At 46.8% G+C, this 13,748-nt stretch carries 7 protein-coding genes; 5 read left to right on the top strand and 2 right to left on the bottom strand.

Features of this window, described 5'->3' with window-relative positions; all coding sequences use genetic code 11:
* Window positions 1-3: 3 nt before the first annotated feature.
* Window positions 4-2,142, bottom strand: coding sequence for an alpha-galactosidase (locus CIK96_RS02365; protein WP_371592342.1), 2,139 nt, complete (start codon window positions 2,140-2,142; stop codon window positions 4-6).
* Window positions 2,143-2,223: 81 nt separating this feature from the next.
* Window positions 2,224-2,391 carry a hypothetical protein gene (locus tag CIK96_RS13160; protein ID WP_158214819.1) on the bottom strand — a complete coding sequence of 56 codons (168 nt, stop codon included), beginning with the start codon at window positions 2,389-2,391 and terminating at the stop codon, window positions 2,224-2,226.
* Between the two features lie 544 nt (window positions 2,392-2,935).
* On the opposite strand from CIK96_RS13160, the gene CIK96_RS02360 reads away from it, so the two are divergent.
* The 5 genes from CIK96_RS02360 (at window position 2,936) to CIK96_RS02340 (ending at window position 13,693) form a co-directional block, all read left to right on the top strand.
* Entirely contained in the window at window positions 2,936-6,217 is a 3,282-nt protein-coding gene (locus CIK96_RS02360; RefSeq protein WP_094439420.1) for a TonB-dependent receptor, read from the top strand.
* A 22-nt stretch (window positions 6,218-6,239) separates the two neighbouring features.
* On the top strand, window positions 6,240-8,150 hold the full coding sequence (locus tag CIK96_RS02355) for a RagB/SusD family nutrient uptake outer membrane protein (protein ID WP_094439418.1): 1,911 nt from the start codon (window positions 6,240-6,242) through the stop codon (window positions 8,148-8,150).
* A 220-nt stretch (window positions 8,151-8,370) separates the two neighbouring features.
* The gene (locus CIK96_RS02350) at window positions 8,371-9,522 is read left to right on the top strand and encodes a DUF6057 family protein (protein WP_094439416.1); all 1,152 of its coding nucleotides are present in this window, start codon (window positions 8,371-8,373) and stop codon (window positions 9,520-9,522) included.
* Complete coding sequence (locus tag CIK96_RS02345; RefSeq protein WP_094439414.1) at window positions 9,519-10,928, top strand: PD40 domain-containing protein; 1,410 nt, start codon at window positions 9,519-9,521, stop codon at window positions 10,926-10,928. Before CIK96_RS02350 ends, CIK96_RS02345 begins: the two co-directional genes overlap by 4 nt.
* Before the next feature lie 236 nt (window positions 10,929-11,164).
* Window positions 11,165-13,693, top strand: a complete 2,529-nt coding sequence (locus CIK96_RS02340; RefSeq protein WP_094439412.1) for a glycosyl hydrolase family 8 — start codon at window positions 11,165-11,167, stop codon at window positions 13,691-13,693.
* The last annotated feature ends 55 nt before the right edge of the window (window positions 13,694-13,748 follow it).

The following is a 13,748-nucleotide window of genomic DNA, read 5'->3' as shown; positions in this document are numbered from 1 at the left end:
CGATTATTGGGCTTCAAGGAGCAATACGCGGCTCGACCAATCAGTGCGTGCGTTCCACTCCGTATTGTTGCGGTAAGGCACGTCGAGACCGTGGTTCATCAGGTATGCACCGCTGAACAGCTTGCCCTCAATGGCGAGTGGCTCTACGTCGATGCGGTTCAACTCCTTCACGCGATACATCTTAGTGGCGTCAAGACCTGCCATGTGGACACGTGGCAAGTGCTCGTTTTGGAACGATTCGGTCTTCCACCAGTAGAACACTGCCTTATCTTTGGCTTCGGTGACATACATCATCGAGGCAAGACCCTTCTTGTCGTAGGGCGAAATAAGGCGGTAGATGTCGCCAAACTGTACGATGGGACGTATCTGCTTGTATTCGGCAATGGCTTTGCGACACAGTTCTTTCTCGGCATCGGTCATGTTTTTCGGCTGAATCTCCATGCCCAAACGACCGCTCATGGCTACGTCGATACGGTATTTCAACGATGTGGTGCGGAACACAGTATGGTTGGGAGTTGCGGAAATATGGCTTGCCATGGCGATTGCGGGGAAGAAATAGCTGGTCCCCCACTGCATGTAGATGCGCTGGAGCGCATCGGTATTGTCGGAAACCCAGAACTCATCGAAGTAGGGGAGTATGCCCCAGTTGGCACGACCGCCTCCTGAAGCGCATGCCTGGATGGTGATATCGGGATATTTGGCGCGGATGCGCTTGCATACGGCATCGAACCCACGGTGGTAGGCTATATACAGATGGCTCTGGTCTGCCATGTTGAGATATTGTGAGCCGTGGTTCATAATCGCCATGTTAGCGTCCCATTTGATATAATCAATCTCTGGATATTTCGTCAGGAGATTATCTACAATGCTGAAAATGAAGTCTTGCACCTTGGGATTAGACAGGTCGAGCACCAACTGCGTGCCGCCGCGACCCAGCACGGCGTCGCGCTTAGGAGCCTTGATGATCCAGTCGGGATGCTTTTCATAGAGTTCGCTGACGGTATTGGTCATCTCTGGTTCCAACCAAATGCCGAATTTTACTCCGTTCTTCTTTGCGTCGCGCAACAGACCTTCGATGCCATCGGGCAACTTGTTTTTATCTACGGTCCAGTCGCCAAGTGATGAGTTGTCGGTCTTGCGGGGATATTTGTCGCCAAACCAGCCATCGTCCATTACAAACAATTCACCTCCCATTGAGGCGATATCAGCCATCATCTGATCCATGCCCTGCTGGTTGATGTCGAAATAGACACCTTCCCAAGAGTTCAAAAGGATTTTGCGCTCCACATTGCCGTGCATCAGTTTGTAATTGCGACCCCATTTGTGGAAATTGCGACTGGCGCCTGAAAGACCTTCGTTGCTGAAGGTTAGGGCAAGAGCTGGCGTCACAAAGGTTTCTCCTTTCTTAAGGTGATACTCTGAATTGTCTTCGTTGATGCCTGCAAAGAAATAATGGTATTCGGTGTCGTCGGTATTGACTTTCAGACGGTAGTTGCCACTGTAGCACAGGGCTGCACCTATCACCTGACCGCTATTCTCGCGGGCTTTGCCATCCAAGGAGAACATCACTTCGGCGTGAGAGGTATGCGAATTGCGCGTGCCGTCCTTGTTGACAATCACACGCTGACCGGCATGGAGTGGTTCTTCCACCAGGCGCCCCTCGTTTGCCCACGATCCATAGAGGTGGCTCATCCATACATCGCCACGGCGAATGGGTAGCATGGCAGAGGCAAAAGTGGTGAGGGTGACGGTCTGTTTCTCGCCGTTGGTCACCTCGCTCCATGCTTCAATCATATCTACATCGCGGTATGCTTTATATTTCAGATTGACGGTGATGGGATAAACAGGGTCTTTCAGGCGGATGGTGGTCACGTCGCCATTGCGACTTACACCATCGGCATAAAGTGCTGACGATAGGTTACCGTCTGCATGGCGCATGGCAAAAGCTGCTTCTGCCGGTGTGTTGAGACCATAGGCAGGATAGGCATCCATGCGTCCTTCCACGGGTTTTTGCAGATGGGCAAGTTCTTCGGCATTGAGTTTACTGCCGAAATACACGTATTGTGGATGCTTGCCTTGCTCTACATCGAGCACCATGGTCATGTTTTTAGTCTCCACAACCACCTGTTCGCCCCATGCCATAACGCTCATGAGGCAACCGATTACGGTCAGAATTACATTTCTCTTCATTGTATTATTGTTTTTTTAAAATATTTGTTTAGGTTATTGCTCCTGTTTCTGCGGCGTTCCCTGGCGCTTTAGGTCAGTTCCCGCTCCCGTTGCTGCTGCATCTCCAGCTGCCTTAGGTTGCTTCTCGCTCCCGTTGCTACTTCCTCTCCAGCAGCTCGAAAGACAGCCGTTTCTTGTTTTCTTGTATTTGCGAGCATCCATTTTCTGTTTCCGTTGCCAAAGTTACACATTTTTTTTCAAACCATCAAGCTCTGTATCTTTTTTGCATATATTCTGATAGAATAGTATCACTGAAAAAACTCTGTTTTGCATATTCTTACTATTTTTAGTTGCTATATAAACTATCATCCTTCGTGTTACCACGTGCGTGTGATCGTGCGCACGCGCGCATTATATATAAGGTATATACGAACAGTCACGGTGTGTTTTATAGCATGTTTTAACAGCTCTGCATGTTTCAAAAAGTATTTATATTGCACACTATAGGGGTTGAATCTCTACTTTTTTGCTCTGACGCGTTTTCTTGATCGACAGAAAACTTTGTGTGGTGTAAAATATACCCTCATCCTGTGTAACAAAATTCAAAATGTAACAAGAAACAAAGTTTTTTTTGCCGATTATGAACAGATGTTAAGGAATAATAAATTATATTTGCATCGCCTTACCGCAACAAATGCGTGAGGCAACCTAAACAAACCAACAACAATATTAACCAATCAATAACTAATTTTAATCTGTTCTATTTATGTCAAATTCAACTAACTTAAGAAAGATTGAAAAGCCGTTGTTTTTACTGTTGCTGCTCTGTTTATTCCCCTTGGGGATTTCGGCACAGAGCCTTGTAAAAGGAACAGTAAGTGATGAAAGTGGCGAACCGATTATCGGTGCAACCGTTAAAGTGCTGGGCACAAACGACGGTACCGTGACTGATTTCGATGGTCGCTTCCAGTTGAACGTGAAAGCCAACGCACAGTTGAGTATCTCTTACGTGGGATATGCTACTGAAAAGGTGGCTGTCAACGGCAAAACCAATCTTAAAGTTGTCCTCAAGGGCGATGAAACAGTACTTAACGACCTCGTTGTAGTAGGTTATGGTACAATGAAGAAGTCAGACATCTCTGGTTCTGTGGCTACTATTAATAAGGAGCAAATGGAGCGCAAGGTGCCTGTTAACATCGCTCAGGCCCTCCAAGGTGCAGCTGCTGGTGTGATGGTTACCAATCAGGACGGTGCTCCTGGTTCTAAATCTGCCATCCGTATCCGTGGTATCGGTACTATCAACGGTGATGCTCAGCCTCTCTATGTAGTAGATGGTGTGCAGGTTGGTACCAATGCCGACTTCGTTAACCCTGCTGATATCGAGAGTATTGAAGTCTTGAAGGACGCTTCTGCTACTGCAATTTACGGTTCTGCCGGTGCGAATGGTGTTATCATGATTACCACTAAGCACGGTCAGAAAGGCAAGATGAACATCAAGATCACTGCTGACCTTGGTATTCAGACTCTTCCTTACAAACTGAAAACCCTCACTGGTAACGATTATGCTCGTTCTATCCGCGAGTCTAAAGCTAATGACGGCGCTACGCTGAACAACCAGATCTGGGCTGAGGCTTACGATGGTAAGCGCAACCTCATCGACTGGCAGGATCAGATGTATCGCACTTCACTCCGTCAACAGTATGGTATCTCTGCTAATGGTGGTACTGAAAAGACTCAGTACAACTTCTCTCTTGGTTACTTGCAGAACAAGGGTATCATCGTTAACACCAAGTATGACCGACTCACCTCACGCGCCAGCGTTAAGACTAAGGTCAATGACTACATTGAGTTTGGTGGTGATATGAACTACATGTACTCTACCGTTAAAGGTAACAACATCGGTTTGGGTAACAATGGTAACCTGTCATCACAGCGTGATATCGCGCAGATGGCTCCATCACTCGACTATATCGATGACGTAACTGGTCAGTTGGTTAATGTTAATGTGGTGAACCCCGATGGTACCTATGGAGCAGGTAAGGCTCCTACGCCTGACGGATGGGAAGGTATGACCGCTCAGGCTCAGAACCCCTATGCTTCACAGATGGAAATCGGTCGCGTAACTCGCAACTCACGTATTTCTATCAACCCCTACATCGACATTACACTTCTCAACCTGAAGGAGCATAAGCTCAACATCCACGCTATCGCTTCTTGGACACAGACCAACTCTGACAATGACGAGTTCTCTGGTATGTACAAGCGTTACAACAATATCGGCGGTACTATGACTGAAGTGAAGTACGAAGGTCGTAACCAGGCTTACTATGACTTCGGACTCAGCCTGAGCAAGGGTCTGAGCAAGAGCATTGAAACTTACATGACCTATAACTGGAAGACTGATTTCAATAACCTGACCTTGATGGCTGGTAACACTGTAAGCAAGTACGAAGGTTCATGGGTTAGCGCAAGTGCGCACGGCTTCCTCTCTCCCAACAACCGTGTGATCTCTCTCACCAATGATGCTAAAAGTATCAATGGTAATGGTGGTTTCAACGCTGAAGTACGTACTATCTCATACTATGGACGTTTGATTTACAGTCTCTTCGACCGCTACGTGGTGACTGCTACCGTACGTCGCGACGGTTCTTCTAACTTCTCTGAAGGAAACCGTTGGGGTACTTTCCCATCAGCTGCCATCGCTTGGCGCGTGAAGGAAGAGTCTTTCCTGAAGGACGTGAAGGCTATCAGCAATGCTAAGGTTCGTATCGGTTGGGGTCAGACTGGTAATGCCGGTGGTATCGCAGGACGTTCTACTTATGCCCTGTCTTCTGCCGATACCAAGTACAACTTCTACGCTCCTGGTCTTGGTGGTGGTACTACCGGTTCGTTCGATCGTGTTGTTGGATTCTATGCACCACTGGTTGATACCAACTTGAAATGGGAAACCAACGAACAGACTAACTTCGGTCTTGACCTCGGATTCCTCAACAATGACTTGACTGTTACCATGGACTTCTTCACTCGTAAGACTAAGGACTTGCTCCTTGAGCGTCAGATTCGTCCATCAGCAGGTAATACTTCTATCTATACCAACTACGGTCAGATTGATAATACCGGTTTCGAATTCTCTGTAAACTACAACAAGAAACTCAATAAGGACTGGGCTATCAACGTGGCATTCAACGGTTCTACCTTGAAGAATAAGATTAAGAAGATGGGTGCGGACTACACTGCAACATGTACCGGTGGCAACAGCACATATTCTGCCGACGAAATCGACGGTTCAAACCTTGGTGCTGTCAGTGGTACAGGTTTCAACTGGAACAACCACTCTATCTGTCGCGAAGGCGAAGCCGTAGGTTCATACTATGGATATAAAGTTGCAGGTATCATCAAAACTCAGGAGCAACTCGACAAAGCTAAGGCTCAGGGACAGGATGCACAGATCGGTGACTTCCTCTTCGTTGATACTGATAAGAACGGCACACTCGATGATAATGACCGCGTAATCCTCGGCAATGGTCTGCCTAAGTTTAACTTCGGTTTGAACCTCAGCGCTACTTATAAGGATTGGGACTTCAGTCTTTACACATACGGTGTACTGGGTATGGACATCCTTTCTTATTCAAAGATGCGTCTTTCTATCATGAACCCGTCGGATGACTCTTGGACTCCTGCTCTGCTTAAGGATAGCTACAATAACATGTACAATGCTGAAACCAATCCTAACGGAACACTCCCACGCCTGACTCGCCTTGACAACAACAAGAACAGCCGCATTAGCGATGCATGGGTAGAGAACGGTAATTTCCTCAAGATTAGCAATATTCAGGTAGGTTACAACGTTCCTAAGAAGTTCCTCAGCTCATTCGGTCTCACTGCAGTACGTGCTTACGTAGCTGTTCAGAACCTCTGCACAATCTCTCCATACAGCAAGTATGGTGATCCTGAAGTTGGTCAGGGTAGCGTCATCTACTCAGGTCTTGACACTGGCCGTTATGCAACTCCACGTACTTACATGTGCGGTCTTAACATTACCTTCTAATTAACTATAAAGAAAGACAATTATGAAAAATATAATTAAATATTTTGCATTGGCAGGTTTAGGATGCGTCGCTTTCTCTTCATGCGACAACGATAAATTCCTTGACGTACCAAAGTATGACATTCTGGACATAGAATCTCAGTTTGAGAATGATGATAATGCCCGCCTTGGATTGAACGGTATCTATGCCTATAACAACGTCAGCAAACAAGATGATAGCTGGGGCTTTAAACCAAATTTGTTTACTGGAAGCCACCCAACAATGGATACACAGTGTACCGGTTGGGACGTAAAATTCCTCGACCAGACATGGGATGCCAACGTTGGTGAACTGGGTCAAGGATGGTCACACGCTTATACTGCCATCGCACGTGCTAACCTCTATCTGGCTGGACTTGAGAATGCAGAGAAAGTAACCCCAGAAGCTAAGAAGCTTTGCGAAGGTGAGGCTCGCGCACTCCGTGGATATTTCTACACTTGGTTGGCTACTACATTCGGTCGTGTTCCTATGCTCGCCACCGGTGAAGACTTCAATAATACTCCTGTCAAGGCTGCTGCAGAGACCTACGAAGAAATGTGGGACTTCATCATCGAAGACTTCTCTAAGGCTGCAGAACTGCTGGATTGGACTCCATACAACAATCAGTATGGCCGTTGCACCAAGGGTATGGCCAAGGCATACCTCGCTGATGCATACATGTGGAAAGCATTCCGTTGCCCCGATCAGGCTGCTGATTGCTATGCCAAAGCTAAGAAAGAGCTGAAAGATATTATCGACAGCAATACTTACGAACTGTCTTCTAACTTCGCTACCAACTGGGATCCTGCAGGATTCTGGAATAAGGAATGTATCTGGGCGATGTGTTCAGACGAAGGTAACGAATGGAGTAGCTGGGGTAGTGACCGTACTATCACGTTCTGTAATCCAAACATGTTTAAGTGGTTCTGCGCTTGTCCTGAGAATGGTGGATGGGGTGCTGAATACCTCTCATGGGAATGGTATGCATGCTATGAACCAGGTGACACACGTCGTGACGCTTCATGCGCTACAGGTGCTATTCCAGAAGCCAAATTGGCTGAATATGGTATTCAAAAATCTAATAATGTATGGGGCTACAACCCTTATCTGAAGGACTCTCTGGGTGTTAAGGATGCCAGTGGTCATGTCGTTGCACCATTCATTAATGCTGAAGGTGTACAGTCTGGTACCAAGACTCGTCAGTTCCACTTCACCAATGGTGAGTTTGCTCCTGCTATCTGGACGACCAAGATCTGGCGTTCTGCCTATGCTGATGGTAACTCATGGGGTACTCAGATGTGGGCTCCTGTGATTATCTATGGTAAGCGTTATGCTAACGTATTGCTCGACTATGCAGAGTGCTGCTTCCGTACAGAAGGTGAAAATTCTCCTGCTGGATGGGCTGCAATCGATAAGATTCGTGACCGTGCATGGGGTAACGAAACTATCGGTAAGGACTACAGTGCATACTATGGACACTATAACAATGTGTATGCTGGCAACGGAAAGAACTTCACTATGACCAGCTATCCTGTTGGCGTGCTGACAGCAAGAGTTTCCGTTCCTGATGCTAAGGCTTACTATACAGAACTTCAGGCTAAGCCTAACCGCGTTGGCTACAAGCACACTTCTCCAGTATGGAAGGTTGCTGTCAATGAGGAGCGTCGTAAAGAGTTCAACTCAGAGTGGAGCCTCTGCCCAGATATGATCAAGTCTGGCTATATTGAGGATCACGTCAATTACAACTATCCAAAGGATGATGGTGGTAAAGACTATGCTAACTATCCTTGGACAAAGCGTACATTCGACTTTGATATCAACAAGATGGATATGCCAATTCCTGCTACAGAACTCATGAAGAACCCGGCTCTGAAGCAGAATCCTGCTTACGCTGGTAAGGAAGACAAAGAATAAATAAAACATTCTTCTCATATCTCGCCACGCTCCATCATGGGGCGTGGCGATTTCTTTAATATCTATCTGACTGCTATGAGCCTTTTGTCTATCACATCCATCACCCGTGTCCTGCCGAAAGATATGGATTGAAACGGTCAGAATGATGATGCGAATATTTTGCCGTAATAGTTTGGGTATGTGTGGAAAAATATGTAACTTTGTGGGTTAGAAACTATAAATGAAGAAAACCGTACTGTTGATATTGGTGCTGACCGTGGCACTTCATGTGTCGCTCTTTGCTCTGTGTGTTCCGATACTGAACTATGCAGAGGGGTGGACTACGTTCTATTGGGACAGTCACTATCTGTCGTATGCACTCTATCAATATGGAGTGGGAGAGGTGGTGCGCCAATTCTTCCTGCAATATTTTGCTCATTCTATCATCGGCATCCTTATGACAATGATTGTAGCATTGTTGGTGGCTGTATTGGCAATGGTCATTATCCGCCTATTCTGCAAAAAGACTGGATGGCTGTACCTGTCACTTGTACCCTCATGGCTTGCGAGCATGGGCTTGTTGGCGTTGATAAGCCCCAATGGCTTGACGGCACTAACAGCCCGTTTTACCCCAGCAGGCCAGCAGCAAACCCAATATCTTGAAATGAGTAATATGGTGCGAAAGCAGGATTGGGCTGGCATCATTGCCCGTTGTGATGAGGGTGGGAGAGTGACCAATCTGTTGACACAGAACTTTCTGAATATGGCACTTGCCGAGAAAGGATTGCTCGGTCAGTGTCTCTACGACGAACCATGTATTGATATCCGATCTGTTTATATCGATGCCATACAGAACGAAGACTTCGCAGTATTGCTCAGCGACATCTATTACTCTATGGGACATATCGCCCAATCGCAGCGTTATGCCTTCGAACTGAATGAGAAAAAGAATGATTTCTCACCGCGCCTGCTGATGCGACTGGTACAGACCAACATCATCTATGGGCAATATGCTGTGGCAGAGAAATACATCCGATGGTTAGAAAAGACTGTTTATTATAAGACATGGGCTATGTCGCAAAGGCGATTCCTCTATCATGATGATGCCGTAGCGAAGGATGCGGAATATGGCGTGAAGCGCCGATGCCTGATTACCGATAATCGTTTTTCCGGTATTAAAGGCCTTGACGACGATCTGTTGCATGTGGCTCGACAGACACGTGGAACGGTGCAATGTCGCACCACGCTCCAGTATTTGGGTGCGCTCTATCTGCTTGCACACTACAATCAACAATTTGTGAGCCTTTGTGATGAATTTCCTGAATATCAGTTGACACAACAGAAATACTTTGCCGATGCCTATAAAAAACTGAAAGGAGGAAACCGAAAATGATCAAGAAAATATTGTTTGTCATGCTGTCGGCATTTGTTCTGGCTGCTTGTACGCTCCACAGACAAGAGGCAGAACCGTTGCGTCAGTCTGCACCACTGTTCCCTGACTACGCCGATGTGCTGCTTCCGGTGAATATCTCCGCTCCAACCTTTGCTTTGAACGACAGTGCCAATGCCTTGGAGTCTGTGCAAGCCGTATTTAGTTCAGGTTCAGAAACGATAATCGTGGGCAGCGATGACACTGATGGCATCTGCATATCGGAAGCCGATTGGCATAAATTGGTGGCAGCCTCACATGTGATAACAGTGACCATTCAGGGAGAGAAAAATGGAAAATGGGTGGAGTATGATGCCTTTAAGATGAATATTTCGCCCGATTCCATCGACAATACATTGGTTTATAGACTCATCGAACCCGGTTATGAAGTATGGAATGAGATGGGCATATACCAGCGTAGTGTGGAAAACTATGACGAGGAAGCTATCATAACCAACCGCCAAACGGATAAAGGTTGCATGAACTGCCACTCGTTCTGTAATTACAATCCTGAACAACTCATGTTTCATCTGCGCCTTAACCATGCTGGAACCTATATGAAAAACGGTAAGGCACGATTGCGCAAACTCGTCACGCCGAAGTCGTTGGTCTATCCTTCATGGCATCAAAGCGGTCGCTTTATTGCTTTTTCGCAGAACGATACCAAGCAGATGTTTCATACTACTGACCGAAACAGAATAGAGGTGTTTGATTTCTCCTCCGATGTCATGGTCTATGACCTTGAAGCCGATACGTTGATCACTACACCGCTGTTGATGTCGAAAACCAAGTTTGAAACTTTCCCGTCATGGAGTGCCGATGGTAGAACCTTGTATTTTTGCAGTGCTGACAGCGTGAAAATCCCTGATGACTACGACCAGGTGCACTATTCGCTCTGTAGTATAGGGTTTGATGCAGAGAAGAAACAGTTTGCTGATAGCGTACATGTCATCTATGATGCCCGTCAGACACAGAAGAGTGTATCATTTCCCCGATGCTCTCCCGATGGTCGCCACTTGGTGTTTACACTTTCCGATTATGGCAATTTCTCTATCTGGCACAAAGAAGCACGCCTCATGATGATACCTGCCAATGCCACTACCGCATTAGAAATGGTATCGATATTGCCCGATTTTCGTGCGTCATACCATTCGTGGAGTAGTAATTCACGATGGATGGTGATGGCAAGCCGACAGGATGACGGACTCTATACCCGACCATATATCGTGCATATAGATGCTGATGGCAAGGTTTCCAAACCGTTTCTCTTGCCGCAATCCGATGCTGCCTATTATCTCCGAACCATGAAATCCTATAACATTCCGGAGTTTACGCGTGGTAAAGTAAATGTTACGCTTGACGGTATCTGATTGTCATCACCGTTTCTCCTATGATGTATAGCAGTTTGGGGTGACACGATATGCACTGTTGGTCGATGTGTGGTCGAATATTTTGATATTCTTGACCGATAAGGATGAAAAACTCGCGAAGACGCAATATCGCATGAATCTGATACTATTTGAAAACAATATGAAACACGAGAATACATATAATGTCCGATGAAATGCCTAATTTTGCAACAGCAATAACTAAACAATTATTCTGTATGAACTGTAGAAAACTACTGCTTGGTATGGCTGTTGCAACCGCTTATGTGGTATGTGCACAAAATCCCGTTGTCAAAGGACAATTCACAGCAGACCCCACAGCCAGGGTCTTCAATGGTAGAGTGTATCTCTACCCCTCGCACGACATTCCCAGTCCAATAGAAAAACTGAAGGATTGGTTCTGTATGGCAGACTATCACGTATTCTCATCCTCTAATCTCACCGACTGGGAAGACCATGGCGTGATCGTGTCGCAAGATAAAGTGCCCTGGGTGCAGGATGGCTCTTATACCATGTGGGCGCCCGACTGTGTAGAGAAAAACGGTCGCTACTACTTCTATTTTCCCGCAGCACCCAAAGGAGAAGAACGCGGTTTCGGTATCGGTGTGGCTGTGGCAGACCATCCCACAGGTCCTTTCATGCCGATGTGGAAACCTATCAAGGATGTGCATGGCATAGACCCCTGTGTGCTGATTGACCACGACGGACAGGCTTACATCTATTATGCAGGTGGTGCTCTGTGGATGGCACGACTCAAAGACAATATGACCGAACTGGCTTCTGACCCTGTTCGGATAGACGGACTGCCTGAAGGATTCAAGGAAGGACCCTTTGCCTTTGAACGCAATGGCAAATATTACCTCACCTTCCCTTGGGTGAGAAAGAAAAACGGCACAGAGACTTTAGCCTATGCCATGGCTGATCATCCCATGGGACCATTTACATTTAAGGGCATTATCATGGATGAATCGCCCACGGGATGCTGGACCAACCACCATTCTATCGTACAATATCAGAACCAATGGTATCTGTTCTATCACCATAACGACTATTCTCCACGCTTTGATAAAAACCGCTCGGTGCGTATCGATTCGCTCTGTTTCAATGCCGATGGTACTATCCGAAAGGTTGTTCCCACACTCCGTGGTGTAGGAATCGCCAATGCCCGCAATCGAATAGACATAGACCGCTACTCGTCTGTCAGCAGTAAAGGGGTGTCCATCGACTATCTTGACACCACAGACTGCTTCAAAGGATGGAAGACACTCTTCTCTGGAAAGCAGAATGCCCTTATATATAATAAGGTGGATTTTGCTCAAGAGAAGGTAGAACGCTTTACCGTCCGTGTGCGTTCACCCAAAGGTGGCACCATGACCGTTAGGGCTGATGGTGCCAAAGGCACTGTCATTGCCAAGATGAAACTGCCCAAGAGCAATCAATGGACACAAGTCTCTACCCCAGTAGTGACACCTCCGTTGGGCATCCACGACCTGCACTTCACTGTGCAGACCGCAGGAACAGTAGAAGTTGACTGGGTAGGATTCGACGCACTGCCGTGGACCCAAGGCGCATTCGACACCCACCAGTATCGTAACCTCTTTGCTGAACTTGGTTATCCGCAGAGCGAGATAGACCGCAAACTCAAAAGCATCTTCCATGATGTGTTTGAAGGGCCCGATAAAGTATATTTTGAAGTAGGCGACTCGATGGCATATATCAGCGATATCAAAAATCATGATGTGCGTACCGAAGGCATGTCGTATGGCTTGATGATTGCCGTGCAGTTTGATAGAAAAGACATCTTCGACCGCCTTTGGCGTTGGGGAAAGACATATATGCAACATCAGCATGGCCCGTTGGAGGGATATTTTGCATGGAGCTGTAAAACCGATGGTACGCGCAATGCCCAAGGTCCTGCTTCCGATGGCGAACTCTATTATGTCACTGCACTGATCTTTGCCTCTAACAGATGGGGCAATGATACAGGCATCAACTATCTGAAGGAGGCTCAGTACATCCTCAACTGTTCGATGCAAAAGGCTGGTATGGATCAGAGTGCACCGCTCATCAGCCTCGAACACCAACTCATCACATTCACACCCGATAAGTTTGGCGGACGCTTCACTGACCCATCCTATCATCTGCCAGCATTCTATGAGGTATGGGCAAAGTGGGCTAACGATGGTCGTTCGCAGTTCTGGAACGAATGTGCACAGAAGAGTCGCGAGTTTCTCCATAAAGCCATCCATCCAGTGACCGGACTGAATCCCGACTATTGTAACTACGATGGAACACTGATGGGCGGTCGTGGCATTATCGGCGATGCTTTCCGTTTCGACTCATGGCGTGTGCCGATGAATATAGCCTTGGATTATAGTTGGGCATGCAAGGATCGCCAGTGGCAACAGCAATATGGCAATCGTATCCAAAACTTCCTCTATTCGCAAGGCATAGACCATTATGTCGATCAGTACAACATCGATGGTACTGCGGTGAAAGACACCCTTCAGGCAGGCACCGAGTATAAGGCACTACGCCATTCCACAGGATTGGTGGCAACTGCAGCAGCCGTGTCGCTGGTATGTACCCATAATAAAAGCCGTGAATTTGTAGAACGGCTGTGGAATCTGGAAAACAAACCATATTCCGATGGATTCTTCGATGCCTACTATGATGGCTTGCTCCGCCTCTTCGCCTTTATGCATCTGAGCGGAAACTACAGAATTATAGAACCCCAAAATAGATAACAACTAATAAATGACATTATGACCCACAGAACATTACTCCTAAGCCTTGCAATAC

The organism is Prevotella sp. P4-98, assembly GCF_002251405.1.
Lineage (GTDB): Bacteria > Bacteroidota > Bacteroidia > Bacteroidales > Bacteroidaceae > Prevotella.
The sequence above is the reverse complement of the archived record's forward strand: the minus strand, read 5'-3'. Positions and strand labels throughout refer to the sequence as shown.